This is a genomic window from Butyrivibrio sp. WCE2006, from assembly GCF_000701985.1.
Classification (GTDB): domain Bacteria; phylum Bacillota; class Clostridia; order Lachnospirales; family Lachnospiraceae; genus Butyrivibrio.
Genome location: NZ_JNKH01000032.1, coordinates 1 through 23,739 on the forward strand (window position 1 = coordinate 1; position 23,739 = coordinate 23,739).

Here is a 23,739-nt window from a genome sequence, read left to right on the forward strand (position 1 = left end):
GGCTTAAGTATGCAGACAGTGCTTTTTCCTTTTGATACATCAATTCCAACACTAATCATTCTGAACCTCCTCCAACTGTAAATAGTAATTGCTCCAGCCACACTTATTACCATTCAGTTTAGTTGGTTACGCGGGTGTTTCTCCCTACCTGCTTAAGCGAATGCTTATAATAAGGGGTTGGCTAACGGTTTTTATGACGGATGCGCTGATCCAAATAGAGCCACGTCAGACCAATTACTCCCCTTATTATAAAAAAATAAGTGCAGATGTCAGAGTTAATTACTCTCTAACAACTACACTTTTATGGTACTAAAATACAGACCAGAAGCGGCCTGTAGGGTATTATTATCTTATTCAACTGTCAAACTGCCGTCCTCAAAATCGCGGCTCCTGTTTATTTGTGGTCGCCTGCCGTGATATAATTATCTCGCTATGATCGAATTAAGCGGAACACTGATAGAACGTTTGAATGAAGCAATACGACTGGTCTGCACTCCGGTAAGCGAAAAAGAGGTTGCAGGCTTTATTGCGTTGTACGAAAAAGCCGGGATTGAGCTGCTTCCTTCGGCTATAGACTATTTCAAACAGTACGGCGGGGCCTATCGCAACAGCTACATCATGCTTACAGATCCAAAACGCAACAAGGATATTTCCCTGAACTGCTTTGATACCATTACCGATTTTTATTATTCCAGTGCTTTTGACCCTGTTGAAACCGAAAAGGATATGCTGAGAAGGCTTGATTGTGCAATGGATGACATCGAAACGGTACGGGAATTTACCGGTCAGAATATCTGCCCCATCGGAGTGGTCGGTTATACCTACCCTGCACTTGTCTACATCGGAGAGGATTCAAAACTATACTGTATCTATGAATGGACAGAGGATATCGGAGTATTTGATACGCCTGCACAGATTCTTGAGGCATATCTTCGTAACAACATTCCGGTCGGTGTGGATACAATGCCGATCAGGACTGATATTGATGATTATCCCAAGGAGGTCAGGACAAAGATAAGCACACCCGGTACTGCAAGATTGGAATACGGCGATGACTTTTTTGAGATCAGATGCTTTTCCCACAGCGAGGAAGACGAGAAATCCGGCAATCCTTATAACTGCTTTTTTACCATGAAGGTTCGTTCCGGGGAGTTTTCGGGGCAGAGTCATTGCTGCGAATGCGATTACAAGGATATCAAGGAACTGATCACACAGCTTGAAGAACTGGTCAATTTTAAAACCGATGAGGCTGTTTTCCGGGAACTGGCATATGATTCAACGATACGCTTTACAGGAGACGGATGCGGACATATCACTGTCTCAGGCACCATTTACGGGGATGCGAAGATCCAGTCATTACAATTTGAATTCATGACCGATCAGACGGTGTATCCTTCGTTCATAAGCGATCTCAAGAGATTATGATTCTTTATCCTTTAACGCCCGCTTTTTAAGCTCGTTAGAAATTGTCAGTCTGTTGCCGATACAAGCATAACTACATATCTGTACATGCTATTCAACTTGAGATTCCGCAATCCATCCGATCTCTGTTATTCCCTGTTCATTGGATCCGTCGAGTTGAGATGCTCCCTCGGGATGCCAGTAAGCTACTTTCAGCCACTTGTTACCCTTTTTATCCGTGGCGGTCTCGCGATATACCTCCATGGAATCGCCGGTCGGTATCTGACATATCACATCATACTCGGTGCCCGGACCTGTGCGGAGGTTTGCATATCCGTCAGGTGATATTACATAGATAAAATACTCCGGTATGGTATGATCCTCCGAGGTTTCCTCATGCTGTTTTTCATCAGAATCGGTCTCAATCTCTTCCCATGAACCATTATGCCACGCCAATAATGCATGATTTTTTACCGAGACATCCGCACTTTCCTTTTGATACGTGGTCACATCAAGCGCATACTTAGGATACCCTTCTTTATCCAGCGGTTTGATCATCATATCCGCAACATCATCAGTTAATTCGGGGATATCTCCCATAGGAGAGATATCTTCAATGTTACCATCTACAAGCTTAAAGACATAGACAATGTTATACTCAGCCGCAGTATTTGAAAAATACTGATTAATAACGATCTCATCCTCGCCGTCACAGTCTATATCAACTTCCTCTTTTCCATCCACATAATATCCGAGAGGAACCAGTTTTGTGATGGTCTCACCATTACTCAGCGTGAAATACACTTCTGTTACATCCGAATCAGCTTCAATGAACTCCTCGTAACTCCCATGATTCCATGATACATCCGTTATTGTCACGTCCTCTTTGGAAGACTTTTCTGCCTTGCTTACACTTATCGCTGTTATCGCCATACCATACTTTGATCTATCGTTTGCCTCAAGCGTATATGTTACAACATAGTTCGAGTAACCGGGCTTTTGTTCCAGTTCGCCCCAATATCCCCAGAACATGTTGACTTCGCCAATGTATTTACCGTCTTCTTCCGTGATCGTGCATTCATGATTTTCGAGTGCGGTTTCCGTATCAACTTCCTGATCGACCTGAAGGGCGTGTGTACCGTCTTCATCGGTATAGGAAACCGCATCGAACAGGTCGCATACCGGTTTTTCCGGAAGAGCATCCCAGTCAGATTCTTCCCCGAATAGGTCAAGGCAGTTCTCTTCCACGCTTTTATCAGAAACAGACATCCCGTGAAATCCGTCACTGTCCGGCCCGGTCTCAGCATTCTTATCCTCTACGAGTTCTCCCTTTTTCAGGCTAAAATAACCGTCGATAACACCATCCGTCTCTGACGCCAGCACGGCTGCTCTGATCTTATCGGAATCAGAAAGTTTAAGATCCACACTTTCTCCGAGATTGAAAACATCGCCCTCAGATTCCGTCATCAGAGCAACCCACAGGTAACTGACCATGGCATCGCTCATTTCCTTCAGGTTCTTCTCAGCCTGCTTTACATCAAGGGTAGTTGCATTTTCCTCCTCATTCTCATTTTCTTCCGCATCCTCCCTGATGTTCTCGAGCCTGTCCGTCAGGCTGCTGTCAGAAGCGGCTCCGCAGCCTGTAAGAAGCATAGCGCAGATTAAGCAAATGATAATTGTAGCAAATGATTTTCTCTTCATAATACGGTTCTCCTTAATACACCCAAACCTCGCTGGCGCATGTATCGTCATATTTGGCTCCGCTTTTTGCACCGGTAATCGTTATCGTGATCGTATCCGTCGTTGCGGGTTTATCAAGCTCTATCCTGCTCCGGTTGAAGGCAGCCAGATCTTCAACCGAATAATCTTCGCTTATATAATAGTCTTCAAGACTGCCTTCCGCGATTGCTCCGCCTCCGAAGTCCGCAGAAAATGCCGTCGGAACGCCGTTGTCATTGTATTGCTTATAGCTTGCCGTATAACCGCTTACTATCTGAACGCCGAATACAGTCTGCTCCTTATCAAGATGTATGGTTATGGTCTCACCGATACCATCTCCCGAAGCGCCTTCAACCCATACGGTTGTATAGTCATTGTCGATAAGATTCTCCGCCGCATAGGATTTATCCTTTGATGCTGGAAGCGTTGAAGATGTTTCAACAGATGAGATGCCCATAACTTCATCCCGACATCTTCCGTACAGAAGAGTTACACCGTATCTGCTGTCGGGATTTTTCACAAACAGAATATCTCCGTAGCCTTCGAACCGATCCCCTTCATAATCACTGATACATATCATCGGACCGGAAAGGAGGCAATAATCTCCATCCTCAAAGATCTGCATATGTTCAATAACATGGATCGCATCTCCTGCGCCAAATGTAGGAAAAAGGCATCCGTCCTTTACGTCCTCATATTCACCAGAAGTAAAATCATCCTCGCCGTACAACTCTCTACATATTTCCTCGACATCCTCTAACGGAACTCCGGAGCTTGGATCAAAGTTTTTTGCCGTTGCCTCACTAAGCTCCGGACCTCCGTAGAATATCAAATCAAAGAACTCCATTCGCAGTCGCTCTTTATATTCATTATCCATTTCGGAGAATATTACGCCCGACTCATCAATCCATGCGGAGGGCACACAATTTGCCATTTCCAAAAGAAGCTCCGCATTTTCGGGCGTGATAGGCTCTGTATTCATCAGCTTTTCAATTTCATCCTCGCACTCTGATTTTGTCAGAGCTACAGGCTCCTCAATCTCCTCTGCCTTTTTGGATGCTTTCTTTTTTGATTTTTTCTCGTGAGCTTTTTGATCATCTTCATCATCTGAGTCTTCAGCTTCTTTCTCTGAATCTTCCGCTATCTCTGCATCTTCTTCGACAGCTTCCGGCTTGTCCGCAGAGTTGCTTTCAGTAGCCATGCCGCATCCCGCAAGAATCATTACGCTGATAATACAAATGATGATCGTTGCAAGTGATTTTCTCTTCATTATTTGTATTCCTCTATCCCAAGTCGCTATTTGTTAATAAGCCCAGTCTTTGTCCGTAACCTTGCCCTTTTTAAACTGACCTGTTTTGCTGTCATATATAAGCTCTGTTATCAGATACCTGTGACCGTAGGTAAAATCATCGGTCAGAGTGTAGAACCTACCCTGCTCGTTCCGATAGAAGCCCTCCGTCACCGGGACAGATATCAGCTGAATCATAATACTGTGCATTGTAATTCACGCATATACCGCTTTGGTATGTCCCATTGGAATCACAACGGTAAATGCATTATTCCTGTACATTTCTCCGTCTGCATCAGGCTCGGAATACCATGGTGTTCCATCAACATTTTCCACGGTTCCCAGATAGGGATTATCAATCCCCATATCATAAAAATCGCCTTCATCAAAAAAGACGCCGAAATAGCGGTCAACCACCTCAACAATTTTATCCGCAAGCTCATACGGCCATGTGTAGATAAGACCGCTGTCAGCGCCTAATCCCGAGCATTCATAATCACCTATTATCAGATAGATTCGACTCACACCATAAAATTTGCTATCTCTTTCATCCTGCTAATCTGATCTACCCCAAACGGGCATCTGCTGTTGCAGTGGCCACATGATATACAGTCGGATGCATTCTTTTCCAGAGTCTTGTAATGCTCTATTGCAAGAGAATCACCAACCTTGGCAAGATCATAGTATTTATTTACAAGGCCAACATCTATTCCTGCAGGGCATGGCTTGCAATGATTGCAGTACACACACTTACCTGCAGCCTGGGACGGAGCAAAAGTGCCTATGATAGAATAGTCCAGCTCTTCCTCGGACTTGTCATAATACGAGAGTAGCTCATCCACTTCTACTATGCTCTGAGCCCCCGGAAGGACTGTCAGCACGCCAGGTTTATCCAGGCAGTATCTGATGCACTGGTAAGGAGTCAGTGCCTGTCCAAACGGAGATTGCCTGGCATCAAGGAGCTGCCCTCCTGAAAAAGGCTTCATGACAGAAATGCCAACACCCTCTTTTTCACAGCGCTTGTATACTTCAGCTCTTTCATCCACACCGCCATGAGCATAATCTCCCTGCCCATAGTCATACCCCGGATTGATAGAGAACATAAGCATATCAATGTCTGCATCATCCATGATTTTCTGTATGACTGCCGGAGTATGTGATGATAAACCGGTATGCTTTACAACACCTTCATCTTTCATCTGCAGGAGATAGTCATATACACCGTTTCTCTGATAAGTTTCCCAATCTGAAAATTCATCCTGGCAATGTATGAAGCCATAATTTATATAATCAGTCTTTAAATCACGAAGCTGTTTATCAAGAGACCTTTTGACGGTATCAAGGTCAAGTGACCATCCGTAGGTTCCCTTTGAGTAATCTGCTCCGAAATGTATCTGATATATGATGTTGTCCCTGACATCTGATAGCGCTTCTCCATACATAGGAAATGCACTCCCATCTCCAGCAGCCATATCAAAATAGTTGATTCCGCTTTCATAGGCATGTCGAATTGTTTTCACCGCAGTGTCAAATCCTGCCTCAAATATATATGCCGAACCAAATCCTATTTCACTTATCTTGTCCTTGGTTTTCTTATTTTCTCTATACTTCATATAAGCGCTCCTCTTCCTTTTCAGCTCAAAGCATAAATCATGATTGCCTGTTGAACTCTCAAAATATTCTTTTTAAATTCATATCCCACAAAGAAATCTGAATCGATCACATCAGCCGACACTTCTTCGCCACGATAGAATGGAGGGCACGGATTTAAGATTGCCTTTTCGTTTGCCAGCTGCATCAGGTCTTTTGTCACCTCTTTTTCTTGCGAAGAAATGATATCAGTTCATCTGAACAATTGGCTTTGATAATATTAAGTGCCTGATTCTTGCTGAGGAAGAAATAGAAGTTTGTATCTGTCTCGAGTATTTTGTAAATTTCATCATATTTTACGAATGCACTGCCTCTGTCACTAACTGATTCAAACCTGTCCTCAGCGAACCTAAAAGTTGTTACAGTATTCTGCAGAATCTTGTTCGTATTATATTCTTTCCTGATCCTGAAATTAGTAATCAGGTATAGTGCTAATGGAAAGCCAATCAGCATTATTGCAAATTCAAATGCAAGCTTTATCGAACCAATAACAAAGGATACGATAAGTCCTCCCACAAAAACCACTTCAAGCACAATAATAAGTGCCAGGCATGCTTTATGCATTCCAATAAGTGTCGCTTTATTTAATTTCTTTAATTCATCAATAGTCCACTGGGACTGTGTTTCATATGGCATATTCTGCCTCTCCTCCGATTATTTTTTCATGTTCAAATTATATCCTACAGCTGAACCGATCACACCACCGACAACATGTGACAGATTAGATATATTGTCATTAAGGAATACTCCTTCATACACCTGCTGCCCCAGAAATACTATGGCAACCAGAATGAATGTCAGCGGAATCTCCCCATTTGCTCTTATCTAGAGGATATTTCTTTTCATTTTTATCAATTTTCTCATTAAGAATATTGCAAGCGTCTTTGATGCAAATTACAGATGGTTTTTAATTTCGATTATAAGCCCTTCGTCTGCAGGCAACCAATTCAAATTATCAATATCGTCCTTGGTAACCCACTTTGCCGCTTCATGCTCAAGCAATGACAGGTGGCCATTCTTTACTGTCGCCCAGAAACAATGCATGTGAAGATGAAATGTTTCATAGTCGTAGTCGATGACATCAATCAAATCGTGAACCTCGATATCTGTATCTAGCTCCTCCTTTATTTCTCTCACAAGAGCCTGCTTTGGTGTTTCCCCCTCCTCAATCTTTCCTCCGGGAAATTCCCAACCATCTTTGAATTCACCATATCCACGTTGTGTGGCGAATACTTTTGTCTTATGATCATATTTGTCGCAAATTATTGCAGCCACAACATTTACAGTCTTCATATGATTATCCTACTTCCAGTTTATTTGTCTTCTTAAGATACTTTGCCGGTATTGGATTGTCCATGCGCCATATGATATTCATGGGTCTACTTCCAATGTGGCTAAGATAATTGGCAGTCCCAAGAAACGATAAGGTAGTACAAAATACCAATATTTATCCTATCATGAATAGTACTTGTTTTCAACGAAAGCGCATAACCATGCGGTTTTGCTTCTAAAAGTAAGCGTAAAAAGAGCAGTTATCTCTTTTGAAATAACTGCCCTTTGACAATATCATTGTATACGGCGCTGAAATGGCGCACAATTACTATTTTATAAAGCCTACAGCTGATAATTACAATCACAGCAACAGTTCATAAACTCCTCATCATGCGTGACTACGATGATTACTTTTCCTCTTTCTGCCAGCTTCTTTAAAAAATCGCCACACAGCAGCATGTTTTTATAATCAAGACCGCTGGTAGGTTCATCAAATAGCAAAATCTCTTTATCCATCATGAGGCTTACAGCTATAAGTGGAGAAGAATTAACTCCATACAGAAGTTTGAATTGCAATGTAATAAAGAGTTTTCTTGGAGGATACGAACCATATCGTGCTCTGATACATCGCAATATTCCTATCAGGTCTATCGGCATTGAATATCGCCCTGACTTTTTTCATCAGGTCCTAAAAGATAACTTTGGATCCATTTACGATGATCCTAGATCAGCTTTTAAAAGCATTGATGAAACAGCAGACTTTCCAGAGATGAAAAAGCTTCTTTGGGAAATATGGAGATATGATGGAGCCAGATCAAGTGCGGCTCTTTATTATGACGGCAAAGTGCGTGAAGCCCTTGCCCTGGTATTTGAACGCCATAGAAAAATAAATGAAAAGACCAAGACTTCTATATCCCCAGCAGATGAGGAATTACTAAAAAGTCTTGGTCTATATATCAATGATCATTATGCAGACCATTTAACAACAGCATCTTTGTCAAAGATTGCCTGCATGGGCACCACCAAACTCAAATCAACCTTTAAGGCTTACTATGGAATGACAATTGCCGACTATGTACAAAAAGTCCGAATTGATCACGCTGAACACCTGCTTGCTTATACCGACCTTCCCGTCTCCGAGGTGGCTGCTGCCGTAGGCTATACTTCCTCCGGACATTTTGCTGAACTTTTCAGTAGTTCTAAAGGTTTGCTCCCTCTTGCCTACCGCAAAGCCTTCCTGCGTTCTTAGGTCAATACGCAGTAAAAATACCCGGCTCGGTTTCCTTGTATTGCAAGTATCTATCAGGGCTAGAAGCTATTATGTATTAGTAGTTCTTCCATCTGAGTTGAATAATTCACAAATCTTTCACAATCTCACCTTTTTCTTTTAACTTCGCTTTAGGATAATAATCTAAACTTAATCACATCAAGAGCAACAAACCTCTTGGTACCCTTCATATAAACTTTTCTTCATAACACAAGCTGCCAGAAACGTGACATCCTGGCAGCTAACCCTCAAAAATTCAGCTGCAGAAATGCAGCTTTTATATTTGACAAATTTCACTTCAGGTGATTATTTGAAAATTATTTTCACAAATATGCTCTTAAAAAGATAATAAAAAATATTTGAAAAAGCCCTAAAGTTTTTTCGCCTGACCATCGATATATTTTTCGGACGCGCAAAAAGAACATTCAAATGGCCAATACGAATGAAACAAATATAATGATTTTCGGAGGTTTTCTCTTATGTATATGTATGAACTGTTTCTTTCAAATGATGTAAATGGCAAGAAGATTCACTTTATCCAGACAAATCACAAAGTAGGCAAACTTGATAAATGGCTTAAGAAGCTTGTTAAAGATAACACTATCACTGAAGATATAGCTAACGCTGTAGCCTACGTTTGGTAATCCCTATATAGCAACCAGAAGATTCCGGAAGGGATCTTCTTTTTTATGTTCCCTTAAGTTTCAGATGCTAATATACATCCATCGGGAGATGAAAATCTTCTGGGAATTATAACAGAAACTTTTTTAATACAATCCTCATAACAACACGCCCGGAATAGCACAGTTCCGGGCACCCAAGAAAAATGCCGCGGTACTTGTGAACCAAAACAAATACCACGGCTTTATTATAATCTGCTTTTTGAGCAGTTCTAACCAAAATGTTCATTTAGTCTTTCCTCTCTGTCATGCAAAAATATCCCGCCATATTTCTTCATGCTGCTTACAGAAAAGAATTGGATTATCCTCTTTTGAAAAATACTTCAGTTCCACGGTTTCTTCCTGATCACAAAAGAGGTTTCCACCAACAGCTTTTAACTCATAGGCTAGCTTATTTCCTCTCGCAATAAATATTCACTCTTTCTTTTTAAAAATCAGATGATTATAAAAGGCGACTTTCCTAAACTCGTCCATTGAGTCAGCTTCTGTTTCCAGTTCAAGCATTGATTTATACCACTCGTCACTGAACTTAATATCATTATTAGATGAAAGTCCAAACAATGACCTTATACCATAAACATCCATCAACTCCATGGTGCCTGATAGTGCATTCACAAGCTGATTATTGTTATACAGATTTCTGTTTCCAAAAATGCTGCCTTCTTCTTTATTGTCCATCAAAATATCCAGTGCAGCCTTTGGATTGTCATTTAGTACCGCATAAGCAAAGACTTTTCCTAATTCATTGTGCTTTACAATTGATAACCTTCCCCCCAGCTTCAGAACCCTGATTAGCTCCTTAAGTACCTCATCCACATTTTCTACATATTCCAAGACATTGTGGCAAATGACATAATCATAGGTATTTTCTGGAATTGTCTGCAAATACTCTATTCCTTGAGTTATCAATAAATAATCATTGTCCTTAACCCGTAGGCTATACATTTCCTCATTGGGCTCTACGGCAGTCACATCATGATATTTAGCGTAATGATTTGATGTCAGACAAAAGCCTGCTCCGAAATCCAATATTTTAAGCCTCTTATCATTTGAAACATCTAATTGTCTGAAAATCAAGTCGTAGATCATTCTTCCCCAAGGCTGCTCTACCATATTTCTGTAATCTTTAACTGTCCCCACTGTTTACCTCTTTCAAACCAAAACTCTTTTCTATCAATTTCATTGTATCTTCAATGCTTCTGCTCTCATCACGGATGAAAACATTAAACCCGCTATTTGCAAATTTATCGTAGCGCTCTTTTGAATTTATCAGCTTTAGGCACTGTCTGAAGTTTTCTATTGCAGCATCTGGATCCTTTTCATCCAAAAGGAGCTGATAAAGGAACTGCTTCTCTTTGTCAGGTCTTTCAAAAAATCTCTTCACTGAAATCTCAGGATCTGCAAGCATGATAGCAACATGATTCCTATCCGATATCTTCCGAAGAGTCTCAACTGATATATTGGTATCAACAAATATCTTTTTGCCTTGCCCGGAAAGCCTTTCAAGTATCTGCAGTTCAAGCCTCTCACATTCCAGGGTAACGCCATCTATCCATGATGCATACTCCTCCGGAGTGCGCCTTATGAAATCATGCCAGTCCTGCAAATCTCTGGTGTATGTAAGACAAGGGTATTCATTCTTATCAAGTGTTTCCTGGAGCTCATCATGATAGTTTTCCTCACAGGCTATGCCATCATATTTCTCAGCAAGCCGTTTCACCATTGTAGATTTACCTGCATATGCAGTCCCATTAAAGTAATATATATTTTCTTTATCTAGGCTCATGTCATTCACTCCAAAACCAGCTCTTCCCCAGGCTTAAGTATTATCTTCCCAGATTATGGGCATATTCATAGACCTTTTCCGACCACGCCCATATATCTGTACAATCGTTATCAATAAAATGCACCTTTTGCGACAACTCGTCTGGAACATGAGGTGCAAGCACTTCTCTGTAGCTAGACGGGGCCACAATTGTATATACCCAGTCCTTTAGTACAACTTCATTCTTGACCTTGAGTGGAAGAACACCCTCAAAAACTGCATTAGGATGCATAATCAAGTCCTTATATCTGAAAAAAAATCTTACGCCTGGAGTAAAACAGACACTCAGATCTTTTTCATCCGGAAATCTTCCGAGATTTCTCTCCATTACAAGTCTATCTCCAGCCTGACAGTTCCCCCATGCAAACATAATGTAATCAAAGTAATCTTCAGGATCATTCGCCGCATTTCTGCTTTCTTCACGCAACTGCGCTGCTGACATCTTACGTGCTCGCACAGGCGAAAGAAGATTCCCACATTCCAATATCTGAACAGCGTTTTCTAATGGCGAAGTATGGCAAACCAAATCCGTCAAACATCCTTTATATTTAGGGCAGGCTGTACATTCCGTTATCTTGTCTGGCGGAGATACACGATATCTTCCGTTATATCTGCATCTGTAATTATCGATTTCATTCAGGATATCAGAGTCCGCTTCTATATCACAAGTACGACCATTAGATGCCTCATACTTCTCGAAGTCAAGAACAGTCTGCTTCTCCCACTCTGTTATATGAGGATAGTCTGAAAGCTTTTTATAAAAGACACCATCCCAGCACTCTGAATAATCATATTGTCCAATCTTAATCTGCATTCTATTCCCCAAATACAATTGCTAACATCTAAGTGTATTTATGTATTTCTCAAATCTCTGATTATGTGACCCAATCGCATTCTCGGAATCAACATATTCAAGAAAAGCTTCTTTATCAAGCCATTTGTAAGCTACTGTCTCGCCCTCCTGCAAAGTAACACTGTCCTTATCGCAGCTCACTCTTGCCAGATACGAAAAGAACATAGCCCTGCTAGGATCCTTGAAAAGGACATTTATAAGTTCCATACTGTCTGGGACAAGGCCTGTTTCCTCAAGCAGTTCTCTTGTAGCTGCCTCAAGTGGTTCTTCCCCGCTGAGAGCTGAGCCTCCTGCACTTGCTTCCCAGAACCCAGGATAAACGTCCTTATCGTCACTTCTTTTCATCAGAAGATATGTGCCATCTTCATGTACTACAAGAATATCTACCCCAAGATGATATCTGCCTTCAGGTATATCCTTGTAATTGCCAAAGCCTCTTACCCAAGTCTCTCCTGTCCTGTTTCCATCACGATCATATAAATCCCAGATCTCTGCCATTGCTTATTCCCTTACCTTCTACAATAGTTTCTTAGCCCTTTTCAGAACTGGCACTTCCCTATTTGCAACAAGCCTTCCAAGGCTCGTACATCTGCATCTCTCATACTCAACAAGTGCCTCTTCATATCCAAGCTTCAAAGTTGAAAGATGAAAATCCTCAATTTCATCCTGGGTAAGATGCTTATCTTCTAATGTTTTTACCTTACATAGGAAGTAATTGTTGATGTTATGCCTGTGGATCAGATTATAGTAGTCGCTGACAACTCCGATCTTGCACAGAACCTCAACATCAGCGCCAAGTTCTTCTTTAAGTTCGCGCCTGATAGCTGTATTCAAATCTTCCCCAGCTTCTACTCCGCCACCGGCTGTTTCAATCATCTGCTGATTTTAATTATCCCAGAGCAATATGATTTTTGCTCAAATTCTGTCTGTGGGAACGCTTTTCTTATCTCATCTATCACAAAATAGATTTCATCATCATCCCAGTCATCCCCAGCATCTGTTCTGCATTTTTCAAGCTCTGCCCTTGTCTCAAAGGCAACATCCCCGATAAGAAGCTTTCCACCCTCATTAAGATGATTCAGCAGCGCTTTAAAGAAAACTGTTTTCTGATCATCCGATAAGTGGTGAAGAGAATAGGTTCCGATAATGAAATCAAAACTACAGTCACTTAGTTCCGGAACTAATCCCTTGGAAAAATCACCTTGATATAGGTGTGCATCAGGCATTTTTACCCTTGCAAGTTCTATCATGCGCTGAGAGAAATCCTGCCCATACACATCACAGCCATTTTCATAAAGCCTCGTTGTCAAAGTTCCTGTTCCAAATCCAATATCTAAAACACGGGCATTCCCCTTAGTCATTACCTCTTGGAAAATTCCACCCAAAACATCCTTATATCCAGCAAACGGATAGCTGTTTTCTTCATCAGAAATTCCCACCTCTGCGTCATATCCGTCTGCCCATAAATCAAATCCTCTGTTGTCTAACATTCTACATCCTCCCTTGGTCGCTGTAACAATTTCTATGTCCGGGAACTCTTTTTGAATCTGCCCAAATATTCCACCGACTGCCACCCTACACTCTACCGGTCCCATGCCGGAGCTAATCTGCATGATCATCTGGCATTACCTCCTTTGTAGTTATAGACAGGCTTGATGATTTTCTCCATTATCACCGTATCTTTTACAGCTTCTTTTATATAGCCCTCTCTTCTGTAAGCAAAAGGAGCTTCATCCAGCGTCTCTTTTCCGATGCAGACAGAATATACCCCCTTCATCTCTGCCTTAAACTCAGAAACCGTATGATTCTGTAGGACATTCTCCCTTGAAGAGATTCTCCCGCTCCCATGAGGAGCAGAATAGTTCCACTCTTTATTTCCAAGCCCTTTACCAAGAATAACCCCGTCCTTCATATTTATAGGAATTATGACTTCTTCATCTGCCCTGGCTGAAATTGCTCCTTTTCTGAGAACCGGCTTATCTCCAGAAAAATCCACACAGTTATGGATGCAGGAAACCGATTCCTTTTCTTTCCATTTCATTCCTTTAAGAATGTCTCTTGCAATAACTTTGCGGTTAAGATCTGCATACTCCTGCACTATGGCTATGTCATGAAGATAGTCATCCATGAGCGTACCTGTGAGGTACGTCAGTTCATAGGGCACATCCGTGATACCTTTTGATTTTAGCTCTTTCTGACCGGCATCCATGTAATACTCAGCGACTTCTTTTCCCAGGTGCCTGCTCCCAGTATGGATCACCATGTAAGATTCCCTGTCATCATTCTGATCAATCTCGATAAAGTGATTTCCGCCTCCAAGCGTCCCAATGCTAAGCATGGCCTTTTCATTGCGGATTTGCTTGCAGCATCTGAGCCTTGAAAAATCAAAATCAGCATTACTGTGGGCACTCCCTCTGATGCTAAATCCGACCGGTATATTTTCCCTGATAACGCTGTCCAGCTTCTGGAAATCGTTTCTGACTTTACCAAGCTTAACTGCCAGCATCCCACAGCCAATGTCAATACCGACAAGTGCAGGAAGGATCCTGTCTTCCACAGTCATTGTAAGTCCTATCGGTCCGACTTTACCAGGGTGAACATCCGGCATAACCCTGATTACTGATCCCTCAGATGCCTCATTGTCACATATCATTTTTATCTGCGAAAGGGCATAATGATCCACATCTGAGCCAGTGAGTTCCTGCATGCACATGATCTGTGCTTCTGCATATTTTCCTTTTACTGATATCAAAATAAAACCTCCGTCTGGGATGTCTTCTGCTTCTAAGCACGCCAAAAACACCTCCGTCGAATCAGAGGCCAACAATAGTCCTGCCAGTTTAAATCATGAATAGTCTGATAGAATAATCAGAAATATAGATAGCGGACAATCATGCCTCTGTCATTTGCGTTATTAGTAGCTGTTATAGTCGTCATGTATCTCATGATCGTCCTCCTTTCTGCTCATTCGAGCGACATGAATTATTTGTTACAGATTGAAGTATATCACATTTCTTGTATCGCGCAATACTCCTATTTCACCAACGATAAAACAGGAGCAACGTCAGCTATGCCACGCTCAAGAAATTTGAACAGACCGGCCAGATATCGCTCATGTCTCTAGTCAAGATTGCAATGGAACTGGGACTTGCTGACGAGATCAAAACTCTTTTCTCACAGCCTGTCTATCTTAATATTGATGAGGTTTTAAACGATGAGTAACAGAAAGCTTGATGTCTTTTATCATGATAAACTTGTGGGAACGCTGGCTGAAATGCCAGATAAACGTATTGCTTTTCAGTACAGCGATGGCTGGATCCGAAGCGGTTTTTCCATAAGCCCTCGTTCTCTCCCGCTAACCAATACCGTATATGTTCCACCGGAAAAGAACCGCGATATCTTCCACGGTCTTTTTGGCGTTTTTGCTGATAGTCTACCTGATTCATGGGGAGAGTTGCTATTTGACAGGTATCTCTCCTCTGTAGGAATACTCAGAGATCAGCTTACAATCCTGGACAGGCTCGCCTATGTAGGTACATCCGGAATGGGAGCCCTTGAATACTATCCTTCCAAAGAAGCAGATTTCAATATAGATAGCGCTGCCCTTGATTATGACGAGCTATCTGCCGCCTGCGCTAATCTCATCTCATCAAAACCTTCCGATCAGTTAGATCTGCTGTTTAAGATGGCCGGTTCTAGTGGTGGTACAAGCCCAAAGATTCTTCTCCATGAAGGCAATGAGGATTTCATAGTCAAATTCCCTGCAGCCAAGGATCCATCCATATGCGGAAAAAGAGAATACGACTACTCCTTAAGTGCCAAGAAGTGCGGAATAGAGATGACTGACACATACCTGATCCCATCCAAAATATGCGAGGGCTACTTTAAGACCAAACGCTTCGACAGAAAATCAGGAAAAAAGATCTTTACCATAACTTTCGCTGGTCTCCTGGAAGCAGACTTCAGAGCGCCCTCCTGTGACTACTCCACATATATGCGCTTGATACAGATCCTGACCAAGGACAACGCTCATGACAAAGAGCAGATGCTCCTTACTATGTGCTTTAACACTCTTTGCCATAACAGGGACGACCACACCAAGAATTTCTCTTTTACCTATACCGAGGATCATAGCTGGAGGCTGGCTCCGGCATACGACCTGACATACAGCACAACCTATTTCGGTGAACAGACCACATCTGTAAATGGGAAAAGAAAAGATATATCAGATAAAGATTTTGTTAAGATTGGCATAGATGCCGGACTATCCAAAGACTACTGCTTGGACAGCCTAGAGAAAATAAAAAGAATCACTCAGGATGAGCTTGGAGTTTATCTTGAAGAACAGCGTCTTCGTCTCCGATATGTACCTCATTGTAATAAGCATGACCCGTGATAACCCCAGCTATCTTACCGTCATCCACTGCTGCAAAGCAGAACTCTTCAAAGTTAAGTGCAACATCACAATCGGTAGCATAATTTGTAAACTCTACATTTATGAACTCGCTCGTTCTTTCATTCTCTGTGACTCGCTTGATTTCCACCACTTTATTCTCCCTTAATCTGATAAGCAATAGATTAAAATTGCCTGATGCACTTTTAATAAACTCTGTTTAAACTCATATCCCACAAAGTAATCAGAATCAATTACATCTTCTGTTACTTCTTCGCCTCTATAAAATGGCGGACATGGATTTAGGATAGCGCCTTTATTTGCTACTCCCATCAAGTCTTTAGAAATCTGATAATCCTTAAATTCCCCTATCATGTTTGAAGGAATGGAATCCGTACAAATAACATCTTTACCTTCAAGCGCATTCTTCAGATTATCATTACAAGTAACTCCAGCGATTTGATACTTTGCAGGGCTACTCTGAGTTAATGAAAATCCGAATGCCTCTGATGCTTCTTTCCAGGCTCTCCCTATGTTTCCATCAGCCCCTACAAACAAATACTTATCCTTAAGATAATCAGCTCTGACTTTTGAAAGTGCATATAAATCAGACATCATTTCGCAAGGATGGTTATCATCTGTCAGTGCATTTATAACTGGTATAGTCATAGCTTCAGCCATTTTATCAAGCATAGTAATATCCGGGTAACGGACTATAACAGTATCAGCCCAATTTTGCAGATATCCGCAAACATCCCTGATATCTTCCTTTTTATCTAACGTTGCCGGGTCAAATAATATGGATTGCCCACCGAGAAGAAAAATACCCTTTTCAAAAGACACTCTGGTTCTTATGCTGGATACTGGAAAGAACATAACGATAGTCTTTCCTTTTAAGAAGCCCTCATACTGCTCTATAGAATCAGCAATCTTGAAAATCTCAAATAATTCACTTTTCTTGAAGTCTGTAAGTTTTATAAAAGATTTCATTTGTACAAGTCCTCTAAATCAAGCACCTTTATACCATTATCAACAAGCAGCTGTGCAAACACACCTCTTCCTTCAATCAGCTTTCCTGAGAAGCTGCCATCATAAACCTGCTTTGCTCCGCAGGATGGACTTCTCGATTGAAGAATCACCATGTCCACTTTCTCTTCAAGTGCTTTCTTAAGGCAAAGCTCCGCTCCGGATCTAAATTCTTTATCCTTACTATCACCGTTCTTATTAGTAACAACTCCATTTACGATTTCGCATGGAATCCTTGGTGTAGGAAGTCCACCGGCAACCTCTGGGCATACCGGAATCACTTCATACCCTTTGATGTACTCAGCAATTTTCTCACTATAGTTGTTACCACCATTGTACTTACAGTTCTGCCCTAAGAGACAGGCGCTTACCATGATCTTCATGCTATCTTAATTCCATCTCATCATTCATTTTTACAAAGCCATACTTCTCATAAAGAGGTCTTCCCATGTCAGTAGCCTCCAGCGATATAGCTGTAATACCTCTGTTCTTAGCATCCTGTACAAGAAAATCTAACGTCTTATATGCTATCCCCTGTCTGCGATAGCCAGGAGCAGTATACATATTCATAACGTAAGCTTTTTCTCCACTTGGATTGTGATATGTAGGCATTATCCTGTATCTTCTATTGTTGCCTTTCTGTAATCCATTTATCAGCCTCTTCTCTTGTTTTAAAAGTTATCACGTTCTTTTCAGGATATTGCGCAAAAAGCTCCAATAGCTTTGGTCTGTTTTCTTTTTCATAATTCCTGACCAGTTCCACAAGTTCTGGATCAATTTTTTCTTCTGTCCATGGAATATCCGGACGTGTTTGTCCCACTCGTTTGCTAATTCCATCCATGCAAGTATCTTCGGAATAATTCAGAAAAAAGATAGTATCACAGGCAGCAATACGTTTTTCATAAGTCCTGCTATAATCACCATCTATTATCCAACTATCAAGTTTAACAAGTTTATCAAGCTTTGCATCAAACTCATCTCTGGAAACATGTGTCTTGTCAGCCTTCCACCAGATGTTATCAAGATGATAAAGTGGCAATCCCAGCTTTTCGTGAAGCTTAATAGCAAAAGTACTTTTTCCGCTACCGGAACACCCAAGGACAATGACTTTTTTCATTGATAGCTGATTAAACATCTCACCTTTTATAAGCTTGAGCACTCTGAGTTCACGTTTTATCATAACCTCATTAAAATAGCTTTCGCTTGTATAAATGTCATTAGCAGCTATCGCAGTATCAAGATCAACAACTCTCAGGACAAAACCCGCATCTTCTTCATAATCATCAAGATCCTGGTCTACAAGTTCATCCTGCACGTCACAATAATAGTAATAGTTTTCCTGTTCAAAAATAGTATTCTCGCTCTTATCGCTTTTCTGTCTACGAAGAACACTTCCAAATTCCCGAATACTATCAGGAATAACAACCATTCCTGATTCTTCCCTGACTTCTCGTATCAGAGCTTCTTTTTTATCTTCATCATCATGTATTCCGCCGCCAGGAAACTTGAAATATTTCTCTTTCTTGCTATAAACAAGAGCTATCTTATCTCCTTGAAAGATAATGGCTCTTGCCGAAGGTCTGCGAAATACAGCATCAGTATCCTTATAATCGTTTAAGTCTATCTCAAAAAGTGTTTTCATATCCTCTTCATCCAGTATGCATCTATAATCCAATCATTTCTTTTCTTGATATGCATAGCCAAAGTTAATAGGAGGCGCTGTTACCGACACATATACAAATTCCTCATCACCATCATTTAACAGGCCATGCACATCTTTATCCTTAAACTCCTCCTGCTAAATCTTCCTCTTCTCTTATATCTTGCTCATAACCTCTTTCTGATTTCTTCCAATTCCTCAATGCTGAATTCAATAGGCGTTGCATTATCAACCTCAATCGTGTGAGACTGTTCAAAAGGAATATCTCTATGCATTGCCAAAAGAGTCATAATAACTGCCCCGTGTGAAACTATCAGTATATTCTTATCTGAGGAGGTATCACGCTGCCCCAAAATATGATCCAACGCTTTAAACAACCTTTCCATGACCATTTGATATGACTCACCGTTTGGGGTTTTATTATATCTTTTATTAGACATCCACAGTTTGTGTTCTTCTGCGTACATTGCCAGAATCTCATCCCACGTATGTCCTTCAAACAGGCCCAGATTCATTTCTTCCAAACCTTGTACGATTTCATACCCTGTGTGAAAGTGATCATCTACGATTTGAGCTGTTTTTACTGCTCTGGCTTGATAGCTTGTGTATATCTTTTCAAAAGAGAAGTTCCTCTCTTCCAGGTTGTTGCACAGCTCCTGAGCCTGTCTAATGCCATTTTCATTTAGTGGAATATCCGTCGTTCCCTGCACTTTTCTCTGAATATTCCAATCTGTTTGTCCGTGTCTTGCAAAATAAATCTTCATGTTACTTTAATTCCATCTCATCATTCATTTTCGCGAATCCATCCAGTATGCATCTGTAATTCATTCATTGCTTTTCCCGATACTCCTTGCTTATAAACAATTTAGCACTTTCAGATGTCGTGAATCTTTTATACTTAGAACCACATGCAGAAAGGTATCCAATAATCTCTTCCCTATCTTTTTCATATTCAAACACCCACTTTATGCAGTAATACAGGAACTTAAACGTAGGTTGTGAATTGTATTTCTCTTTTCCTGCTCTCTGTCTGATCCAGCGCCTTATTGTTCTTACTAATCTTTTATAGATTGGTATATCCAACAGGATGATGTAATCACATTTCTCAAAACTCTCGCGTAACAGTTTCCTTGGAGAACCTTCAACAATCCAGTCATCACTGTTTATGATCTCCTGAAAAAGCTGGTCTCGCTCTTTGTCATTACGTTTCTTATCACCATTGGGAGTTCGCTCCCAAACAATATTATCTTTTTGATAAAAAGGAACGTGATATGTCTCTGATAAATTTCTTGCAAGAGTGGTCTTCCCACTGGCAACAGATCCAATAATATCCAGTTTCATCACATTTCCCCATCGCACGAATAGCCAGGACGCTTATATAAATATTTTTCATCCGGAACAATGCTTTTATCCCAGACTTCTGTTTTCCAATCTTTCTCCGGTATATCTTTAATAGCAACAGAAACGCTTGAAGTCTTGCAGCCTAATGTCTCTGCTATTACCTGCGTAATTCTCTCAGCGCATTCTGTTTTTTGTTTGTCAGTTCTTCCTTCAAAACATTTGATTTCAACATGAGGCATAATTTCCACCTTCCTTACTCAATGAGTCCTCCGTGGAAATAGCATTCGTATATGATATTTCCTTTATAGCTGATTATTTCCCTGCCCTGGAACCATTCAAAGTCCCCATCAATGCGACATTCATATTTGTAATCACCGTTAGCATGCTCATCTGGTCCTCTAAATGGCTTTTCCTCCGGAACCAGAAGCAATGATTCCTTCAAAAAATCTCCGCTGAAGTTTTCTCCGATTACCCTTCCCACATAATTCATGCTCCAGTATGGATTTTTCTTTATCCACAGCGCTTCTTCACCGGCAAATTTGTTGCCTCCAAGATAGGTGTCATAATACATATAATCGCCATCTTCATATATAAGGTCGTGAGATTTTTCTCTTGAAGGTACTGTCTCAGCTCCCTTACCTGCATAAGTCGCCCTCTTTGCCCTAATTAGGAAATCTATCATCTGTTTATTCATTTTCTTATATTTCCTTCCTCATATATCCACATGTAAATGGGAAAAAATCAAATTTCTTTGTCCCGACATGAACAGCTCCATTTTGCTCATACCATCTGCGCAAAACTACATTCTCTTCAACAATTCCTATATTGATTTCCTTGCATCCTGCGTTCCTCGCTGATTCATATGCATGTTCTAAAAGCTTTTTTCCTATTCCAAGATGTCTGTACTCAGGAAGAACAGCAAGATTATTAAGCTCACATTCTTCATTCTCCTGCTTCAGCAGTGAATAGTATCCGCATGGGACGCCTTCCTGCTCATATATATACATAAGACGATTCTCATTATCCATCTGCCAGATGAGTCTGTCTTCTGTTGTTGCAAATGCTGTAAATCTCGGAGCATTTTCAGGCGTAAATCCAAACTCATCTGCCACAGTAATAAAGCTCTGCCTTATAATATTCACGCAATCCCCTATATCTTCACGTTTAACTTCTCGTATCATTTGTTCTCCAATGAAAACTTATAATCTTGCTATCACGCATTCGCCATTTGCATATTTCAGCGATTTATTATCAATGCTAAAATTCATTCTTTTAAGCTCAGCCACAAGCGTATGCATGAAAAATCCATGTGTAACTATCACGCAGTCCTCATTCTTATCAACAAGCATATGCACAAACTGCTTAGCTCTTTTCTTTGTCTGTAACCTGCCTTCTTTCTGCCTACCATTATTGAAATACCATTGAATCCTGCCTGAGATATTCCAAAACAGTAATGGTAATTTAACTCCGATATATAAACTTGCTGATAATGGGACTTCGTTAATCAGATCTGTAGAAATATAGTCCTGCTCACCAAAGATACTCTGAGCTGTTTCCCCGGTTCTCGACAAGGCACTTATGTAATAGCTGGAATACTTCGCATCCGGTATAGAATAGCTTAACTTCAAGATAGGAGCCTTGTCATACAGCACGCATGCTTCGTCAAACTGGTCAGATGTGTACCAAGATTTCCATCTAAAATTCACTTTACCATGCCTAATAAGAACAACCTTCACCTACACCCTCCGGAATATAGATTGCCTCATACAGAAAATCCTGTAATAATTTTATTTCATTGTCTCTAAGTCTTCTTAATTCCATAAGCCATTATCCTAGAAGTTAAAAATCAACAACAATATCTGAGATAGCCACCAAAGTAGCCTCTCCACTTATTTTTATTCTTCCGTTCTCAAGCAGTTTGCAGTATAGATGACCACCTCTTTTTGATGCCTGATATGCATGAATCTCTGATTTTCCCAGTTCTTTTGACCAGTAATCTGCTATCTGACAATGTGCAGAACCGCACACGGGATCTTCAGGAACCAAAAGTTTAGGAAAGAAGCTACGTGATACACAGTCTGTATCTGTTCCCTTTGCAGTAACATCCTGCCCACGGCCGGGTAGCTCAGCAAGTTTACTCTGATTCGGCTGCATGTTTCGGATTTGCTCCTCAGATTCAAAAATGCATACAAGATCAGGTCCCAATATTGCCTTAACGGGTCTCACTCCAAAAGCACTTTCCATATCATCTGTCACTGGTATCTCCTGCTGCTCATATGTGGGAAAGTCCATCTCATAGAGTTTACCTTTTCTGGCAATTGTTAGTTTTCCGCTGAGAGTATTAAATTCTATTACATCCTTATTCTGCTCAAAGTAGTTAAATATCACAAAAGAAGAGGCCAGGGTCGCATGACCGCATAGTTCAACCTCAGATCCCGGAGTAAACCATCTGAGGTGATAGCCTTCTTCCTCCTTGACTATAAATGCTGTCTCGCTCAGATTATTCTCCATCGCGAGCTTCATCATGAAATCTTCTTCCGGCCATTTATCCATTACACAAACTGCCGCCGGGTTGCCTGAAAAAGGTTTGTTTGTAAAAGCATCAACAATATATTGTTTCATTGCACACCTCAATCGTTTTTTAACTCATATACCATCTGAACCCATTCTGCTCCAGGACTATAATACCTTGCTCATAACTTCTTTCTAATCTCTTTCAACTCCTCAATCTCATACAAATACTTTTGATTATTATTCCAGAGAAGATCCCTGTCTTTCTTTTCAACAGTCTGCAATCTGATCATAGTTTCTTCCCCATCTCAATTCTCATGTTATGCTCTTCGGGACCATCGTTTGAATATGCATATCTGTCAAAGCCAATAATCTCAAAGCCGTTTTTCTTGTAAAAAGAGATTGCCTTGGAATTGTAGCTCTGAGTCTCAAGCACCGCCATTCTTGCTCCTTATCATTTTTCGCTCCAACATCACCAGATTTTCTATCTTATTTCTTCTCATACTTCCTTGAAATGCTCAGATACACCACCATCATGACAATTACTAAGGCAACTGTTGCAAGCATCATAAATACAAATGCTGGGGAGTTTTGCTTCAAAAAAAGGAATGGCAATCCAATCAGCTCAAACACAATCCCTGTGATAAACCACAACAACGCAACGGCTTTATTATATTTCTTTACATCGGTGATTTTTGGTGGCTTGACCCCGGTAAAAAATCCCACCGGTTTAGCAGATTTTAAATCCACAACACCCACTATGAAGATTAAGACAGCACAAAAACTCCAGATAACAAATCCGATTATCATACCCAGTTCCTCCAAAATCATCATTTCTGACAACTCATGAATA

33 protein-coding genes and 1 pseudogene are annotated in these 23,739 nt (G+C 40.8%); 5 read left to right on the forward strand and 29 right to left on the reverse strand.

Features of this window, described 5'->3' with window-relative positions; translation table 11 throughout:
* Positions 1-432 precede the first annotated feature (432 nt).
* Positions 433-1,425, forward strand: a complete 993-nt coding sequence (locus T501_RS14850; RefSeq protein WP_044915670.1) for a COMM domain-containing protein — start codon at positions 433-435, stop codon at positions 1,423-1,425.
* A gap of 87 nt (positions 1,426-1,512) precedes the next feature.
* On the opposite strand, the gene T501_RS14855 is transcribed toward T501_RS14850, so the two are convergent.
* From T501_RS14855 to T501_RS20380, 7 genes are read right to left on the reverse strand one after another with little or no spacing between them, the layout of a single operon-like run.
* Positions 1,513-3,102, reverse strand: a complete 1,590-nt coding sequence (locus T501_RS14855) for an SH3 domain-containing protein (RefSeq protein ID WP_044915671.1) — start codon at positions 3,100-3,102, stop codon at positions 1,513-1,515.
* Positions 3,103-3,115: 13 nt separating this feature from the next.
* Complete coding sequence (locus T501_RS14860; RefSeq protein ID WP_044915673.1) at positions 3,116-4,390, reverse strand: discoidin domain-containing protein; 1,275 nt, start codon at positions 4,388-4,390, stop codon at positions 3,116-3,118.
* Between the two features lie 33 nt (positions 4,391-4,423).
* Entirely contained in the window at positions 4,424-4,606 is a 183-nt protein-coding gene (locus tag T501_RS14865) for a hypothetical protein (protein ID WP_207641195.1), read from the reverse strand.
* An 18-nt stretch (positions 4,607-4,624) separates the two neighbouring features.
* Complete coding sequence (locus T501_RS14870; protein WP_044915676.1) at positions 4,625-4,933, reverse strand: hypothetical protein; 309 nt, start codon at positions 4,931-4,933, stop codon at positions 4,625-4,627.
* Positions 4,930-6,021: an aldo/keto reductase gene (locus T501_RS14875; protein ID WP_044915677.1), complete on the reverse strand. Its 1,092-nt coding sequence runs from the start codon at positions 6,019-6,021 to the stop codon at positions 4,930-4,932. Before T501_RS14875 ends, T501_RS14870 begins: the two co-directional genes overlap by 4 nt.
* 20 nt (positions 6,022-6,041) lie before the next feature.
* The gene (locus tag T501_RS21430) at positions 6,042-6,206 is read right to left on the reverse strand and encodes a hypothetical protein (RefSeq protein ID WP_155994876.1); all 165 of its coding nucleotides are present in this window, start codon (positions 6,204-6,206) and stop codon (positions 6,042-6,044) included.
* Between the two features lie 11 nt (positions 6,207-6,217).
* Positions 6,218-6,694 (reverse strand): YcxB family protein, encoded by a 477-nt coding sequence (locus tag T501_RS20380; RefSeq protein ID WP_050008336.1) that lies wholly within the window; start codon positions 6,692-6,694, stop codon positions 6,218-6,220.
* A 28-nt stretch (positions 6,695-6,722) separates the two neighbouring features.
* On the opposite strand from T501_RS20380, the gene T501_RS22940 reads away from it, so the two are divergent.
* Positions 6,723-6,887 carry a hypothetical protein gene (locus T501_RS22940; RefSeq protein WP_155994877.1) on the forward strand — a complete coding sequence of 55 codons (165 nt, stop codon included), beginning with the start codon at positions 6,723-6,725 and terminating at the stop codon, positions 6,885-6,887.
* 65 nt (positions 6,888-6,952) lie between these two features.
* On the opposite strand, the gene T501_RS14885 is transcribed toward T501_RS22940, so the two are convergent.
* Positions 6,953-7,351, reverse strand: a complete 399-nt coding sequence (locus T501_RS14885; protein ID WP_044915679.1) for a (deoxy)nucleoside triphosphate pyrophosphohydrolase — start codon at positions 7,349-7,351, stop codon at positions 6,953-6,955.
* Positions 7,352-7,672: 321 nt separating this feature from the next.
* The gene (locus T501_RS22945; RefSeq protein WP_155994878.1) at positions 7,673-7,849 is read right to left on the reverse strand and encodes a P-loop NTPase family protein; all 177 of its coding nucleotides are present in this window, start codon (positions 7,847-7,849) and stop codon (positions 7,673-7,675) included.
* A 46-nt stretch (positions 7,850-7,895) separates the two neighbouring features.
* On the opposite strand from T501_RS22945, the gene T501_RS14890 reads away from it, so the two are divergent.
* Together T501_RS14890 and T501_RS21445 are read left to right on the forward strand one after the other, a co-directional pair.
* Positions 7,896-8,579, forward strand: a complete 684-nt coding sequence (locus T501_RS14890; protein ID WP_197027969.1) for a helix-turn-helix domain-containing protein — start codon at positions 7,896-7,898, stop codon at positions 8,577-8,579.
* Positions 8,580-9,076: 497 nt separating this feature from the next.
* Complete coding sequence (locus T501_RS21445; protein WP_155831539.1) at positions 9,077-9,241, forward strand: hypothetical protein; 165 nt, start codon at positions 9,077-9,079, stop codon at positions 9,239-9,241.
* A 450-nt stretch (positions 9,242-9,691) separates the two neighbouring features.
* Here the strand turns inward: T501_RS21445 and T501_RS14895 are convergent, their stop codons facing one another.
* Genes T501_RS14895 through T501_RS14925 form a run of 7 tightly spaced genes read right to left on the reverse strand, consistent with a single transcriptional unit; the run spans position 9,692 to position 14,668 of the window.
* Positions 9,692-10,417: a class I SAM-dependent methyltransferase gene (locus tag T501_RS14895; protein WP_050008338.1), complete on the reverse strand. Its 726-nt coding sequence runs from the start codon at positions 10,415-10,417 to the stop codon at positions 9,692-9,694.
* Positions 10,404-11,063 carry a hypothetical protein gene (locus T501_RS14900; RefSeq protein WP_044915681.1) on the reverse strand — a complete coding sequence of 220 codons (660 nt, stop codon included), beginning with the start codon at positions 11,061-11,063 and terminating at the stop codon, positions 10,404-10,406. The genes T501_RS14895 and T501_RS14900 overlap by 14 nt, the downstream gene beginning before the upstream one ends.
* A 40-nt stretch (positions 11,064-11,103) precedes the next feature.
* Complete coding sequence (locus tag T501_RS14905) at positions 11,104-11,916, reverse strand: hypothetical protein (RefSeq protein WP_044915683.1); 813 nt, start codon at positions 11,914-11,916, stop codon at positions 11,104-11,106.
* Positions 11,917-11,937: 21 nt separating this feature from the next.
* Positions 11,938-12,453, reverse strand: coding sequence for an NUDIX hydrolase (locus T501_RS14910; protein WP_044915684.1), 516 nt, complete (start codon positions 12,451-12,453; stop codon positions 11,938-11,940).
* Positions 12,454-12,471: 18 nt separating this feature from the next.
* The gene (locus tag T501_RS14915; RefSeq protein ID WP_081843188.1) at positions 12,472-12,831 is read right to left on the reverse strand and encodes an NUDIX domain-containing protein; all 360 of its coding nucleotides are present in this window, start codon (positions 12,829-12,831) and stop codon (positions 12,472-12,474) included.
* Positions 12,828-13,574: a class I SAM-dependent methyltransferase gene (locus T501_RS14920; RefSeq protein WP_242845539.1), complete on the reverse strand. Its 747-nt coding sequence runs from the start codon at positions 13,572-13,574 to the stop codon at positions 12,828-12,830. Before T501_RS14920 ends, T501_RS14915 begins: the two co-directional genes overlap by 4 nt.
* Positions 13,571-14,668 (reverse strand): RtcB family protein, encoded by a 1,098-nt coding sequence (locus T501_RS14925; RefSeq protein WP_050008342.1) that lies wholly within the window; start codon positions 14,666-14,668, stop codon positions 13,571-13,573. The genes T501_RS14920 and T501_RS14925 overlap by 4 nt, the downstream gene beginning before the upstream one ends.
* A gap of 501 nt (positions 14,669-15,169) precedes the next feature.
* Here T501_RS14925 and T501_RS14930 point away from each other — a divergent pair.
* Positions 15,170-16,351 carry a type II toxin-antitoxin system HipA family toxin gene (locus tag T501_RS14930; RefSeq protein ID WP_044915685.1) on the forward strand — a complete coding sequence of 394 codons (1,182 nt, stop codon included), beginning with the start codon at positions 15,170-15,172 and terminating at the stop codon, positions 16,349-16,351.
* A 162-nt stretch (positions 16,352-16,513) separates the two neighbouring features.
* Here T501_RS14930 and T501_RS14935 read toward each other — a convergent pair whose 3' ends face one another.
* From T501_RS14935 to T501_RS14995, 13 genes and pseudogenes are all read right to left on the reverse strand, one after another.
* On the reverse strand, positions 16,514-17,338 hold the full coding sequence (locus T501_RS14935; protein ID WP_044915686.1) for an ornithine carbamoyltransferase: 825 nt from the start codon (positions 17,336-17,338) through the stop codon (positions 16,514-16,516).
* Positions 17,335-17,757: a 2-thiouracil desulfurase family protein gene (locus tag T501_RS14940; protein WP_044915687.1), complete on the reverse strand. Its 423-nt coding sequence runs from the start codon at positions 17,755-17,757 to the stop codon at positions 17,335-17,337. The genes T501_RS14935 and T501_RS14940 overlap by 4 nt, the downstream gene beginning before the upstream one ends.
* Position 17,758: 1 nt before the next feature.
* Positions 17,759-17,995, reverse strand: a pseudogene (locus T501_RS14945) (GNAT family N-acetyltransferase); the annotation flags it as partial.
* A gap of 4 nt (positions 17,996-17,999) precedes the next feature.
* Positions 18,000-19,016: an NUDIX domain-containing protein gene (locus T501_RS21830; protein WP_197027970.1), complete on the reverse strand. Its 1,017-nt coding sequence runs from the start codon at positions 19,014-19,016 to the stop codon at positions 18,000-18,002.
* 185 nt (positions 19,017-19,201) lie between these two features.
* The gene (locus T501_RS14960; RefSeq protein WP_026511700.1) at positions 19,202-19,798 is read right to left on the reverse strand and encodes a histidine phosphatase family protein; all 597 of its coding nucleotides are present in this window, start codon (positions 19,796-19,798) and stop codon (positions 19,202-19,204) included.
* A 64-nt stretch (positions 19,799-19,862) separates the two neighbouring features.
* Positions 19,863-20,375 (reverse strand): P-loop NTPase family protein, encoded by a 513-nt coding sequence (locus T501_RS14965; protein ID WP_044915690.1) that lies wholly within the window; start codon positions 20,373-20,375, stop codon positions 19,863-19,865.
* Positions 20,375-20,614 carry a tautomerase family protein gene (locus T501_RS14970; RefSeq protein WP_044915691.1) on the reverse strand — a complete coding sequence of 80 codons (240 nt, stop codon included), beginning with the start codon at positions 20,612-20,614 and terminating at the stop codon, positions 20,375-20,377. Before T501_RS14970 ends, T501_RS14965 begins: the two co-directional genes overlap by 1 nt.
* Positions 20,615-20,628: 14 nt before the next feature.
* Entirely contained in the window at positions 20,629-21,069 is a 441-nt protein-coding gene (locus T501_RS14975; protein WP_044915694.1) for a DUF5680 domain-containing protein, read from the reverse strand.
* 4 nt (positions 21,070-21,073) lie between these two features.
* Positions 21,074-21,556 carry a GNAT family N-acetyltransferase gene (locus T501_RS14980; RefSeq protein ID WP_044915696.1) on the reverse strand — a complete coding sequence of 161 codons (483 nt, stop codon included), beginning with the start codon at positions 21,554-21,556 and terminating at the stop codon, positions 21,074-21,076.
* 18 nt (positions 21,557-21,574) lie between these two features.
* Entirely contained in the window at positions 21,575-22,111 is a 537-nt protein-coding gene (locus tag T501_RS14985) for a histidine phosphatase family protein (protein WP_044915698.1), read from the reverse strand.
* A 103-nt stretch (positions 22,112-22,214) separates the two neighbouring features.
* Positions 22,215-22,997 (reverse strand): PhzF family phenazine biosynthesis protein, encoded by a 783-nt coding sequence (locus tag T501_RS14990; RefSeq protein WP_044915699.1) that lies wholly within the window; start codon positions 22,995-22,997, stop codon positions 22,215-22,217.
* A 178-nt stretch (positions 22,998-23,175) separates the two neighbouring features.
* On the reverse strand, positions 23,176-23,328 hold the full coding sequence (locus T501_RS21450) for an N-acetyltransferase (RefSeq protein ID WP_155831538.1): 153 nt from the start codon (positions 23,326-23,328) through the stop codon (positions 23,176-23,178).
* A 47-nt stretch (positions 23,329-23,375) separates the two neighbouring features.
* On the reverse strand, positions 23,376-23,696 hold the full coding sequence (locus T501_RS14995) for a hypothetical protein (protein ID WP_044915703.1): 321 nt from the start codon (positions 23,694-23,696) through the stop codon (positions 23,376-23,378).
* Between the last annotated feature and the right edge of the window lie 43 nt (positions 23,697-23,739).

What these genes read in the sequence shown, in the direction of transcription:
- T501_RS14850 (WP_044915670.1), top strand. Translation starts at nt 433, where the DNA reads ATGATCGAATTAAGCGGAACACTGATAGAACGTTTGAATGAAGCAATA.
- T501_RS14855 (WP_044915671.1), bottom strand. Translation starts at nt 3,102, where the DNA reads ATGAAGAGAAAATCATTTGCTACAATTATCATTTGCTTAATCTGCGCT.
- T501_RS14860 (WP_044915673.1), bottom strand. Translation starts at nt 4,390, where the DNA reads ATGAAGAGAAAATCACTTGCAACGATCATCATTTGTATTATCAGCGTA.
- T501_RS14865 (WP_207641195.1), bottom strand. Translation starts at nt 4,606, where the DNA reads ATGATTCAGCTGATATCTGTCCCGGTGACGGAGGGCTTCTATCGGAAC.
- T501_RS14875 (WP_044915677.1), bottom strand. Translation starts at nt 6,021, where the DNA reads ATGAAGTATAGAGAAAATAAGAAAACCAAGGACAAGATAAGTGAAATA.
- T501_RS21430 (WP_155994876.1), bottom strand. Translation starts at nt 6,206, where the DNA reads ATGCAGCTGGCAAACGAAAAGGCAATCTTAAATCCGTGCCCTCCATTC.
- T501_RS20380 (WP_050008336.1), bottom strand. Translation starts at nt 6,694, where the DNA reads ATGCCATATGAAACACAGTCCCAGTGGACTATTGATGAATTAAAGAAA.
- T501_RS22940 (WP_155994877.1), top strand. Translation starts at nt 6,723, where the DNA reads ATGTTCAAATTATATCCTACAGCTGAACCGATCACACCACCGACAACA.
- T501_RS14885 (WP_044915679.1), bottom strand. Translation starts at nt 7,351, where the DNA reads ATGAAGACTGTAAATGTTGTGGCTGCAATAATTTGCGACAAATATGAT.
- T501_RS22945 (WP_155994878.1), bottom strand. Translation starts at nt 7,849, where the DNA reads ATGATGGATAAAGAGATTTTGCTATTTGATGAACCTACCAGCGGTCTT.
- T501_RS21445 (WP_155831539.1), top strand. Translation starts at nt 9,077, where the DNA reads ATGTATATGTATGAACTGTTTCTTTCAAATGATGTAAATGGCAAGAAG.
- T501_RS14900 (WP_044915681.1), bottom strand. Translation starts at nt 11,063, where the DNA reads ATGAGCCTAGATAAAGAAAATATATATTACTTTAATGGGACTGCATAT.
- T501_RS14905 (WP_044915683.1), bottom strand. Translation starts at nt 11,916, where the DNA reads ATGCAGATTAAGATTGGACAATATGATTATTCAGAGTGCTGGGATGGT.
- T501_RS14910 (WP_044915684.1), bottom strand. Translation starts at nt 12,453, where the DNA reads ATGGCAGAGATCTGGGATTTATATGATCGTGATGGAAACAGGACAGGA.
- T501_RS14915 (WP_081843188.1), bottom strand. Translation starts at nt 12,831, where the DNA reads ATGATTGAAACAGCCGGTGGCGGAGTAGAAGCTGGGGAAGATTTGAAT.
- T501_RS14920 (WP_242845539.1), bottom strand. Translation starts at nt 13,574, where the DNA reads ATGATCATGCAGATTAGCTCCGGCATGGGACCGGTAGAGTGTAGGGTG.
- T501_RS14925 (WP_050008342.1), bottom strand. Translation starts at nt 14,668, where the DNA reads ATGTGCATGCAGGAACTCACTGGCTCAGATGTGGATCATTATGCCCTT.
- T501_RS14930 (WP_044915685.1), top strand. Translation starts at nt 15,170, where the DNA reads ATGAGTAACAGAAAGCTTGATGTCTTTTATCATGATAAACTTGTGGGA.
- T501_RS14935 (WP_044915686.1), bottom strand. Translation starts at nt 17,338, where the DNA reads ATGAAATCTTTTATAAAACTTACAGACTTCAAGAAAAGTGAATTATTT.
- T501_RS14940 (WP_044915687.1), bottom strand. Translation starts at nt 17,757, where the DNA reads ATGAAGATCATGGTAAGCGCCTGTCTCTTAGGGCAGAACTGTAAGTAC.
- T501_RS21830 (WP_197027970.1), bottom strand. Translation starts at nt 19,016, where the DNA reads ATGAAAACACTTTTTGAGATAGACTTAAACGATTATAAGGATACTGAT.
- T501_RS14960 (WP_026511700.1), bottom strand. Translation starts at nt 19,798, where the DNA reads ATGAAGATTTATTTTGCAAGACACGGACAAACAGATTGGAATATTCAG.
- T501_RS14965 (WP_044915690.1), bottom strand. Translation starts at nt 20,375, where the DNA reads ATGAAACTGGATATTATTGGATCTGTTGCCAGTGGGAAGACCACTCTT.
- T501_RS14970 (WP_044915691.1), bottom strand. Translation starts at nt 20,614, where the DNA reads ATGCCTCATGTTGAAATCAAATGTTTTGAAGGAAGAACTGACAAACAA.
- T501_RS14975 (WP_044915694.1), bottom strand. Translation starts at nt 21,069, where the DNA reads ATGAATAAACAGATGATAGATTTCCTAATTAGGGCAAAGAGGGCGACT.
- T501_RS14980 (WP_044915696.1), bottom strand. Translation starts at nt 21,556, where the DNA reads ATGATACGAGAAGTTAAACGTGAAGATATAGGGGATTGCGTGAATATT.
- T501_RS14990 (WP_044915699.1), bottom strand. Translation starts at nt 22,997, where the DNA reads ATGAAACAATATATTGTTGATGCTTTTACAAACAAACCTTTTTCAGGC.
- T501_RS21450 (WP_155831538.1), bottom strand. Translation starts at nt 23,328, where the DNA reads ATGGCGGTGCTTGAGACTCAGAGCTACAATTCCAAGGCAATCTCTTTT.
- T501_RS14995 (WP_044915703.1), bottom strand. Translation starts at nt 23,696, where the DNA reads ATGATAATCGGATTTGTTATCTGGAGTTTTTGTGCTGTCTTAATCTTC.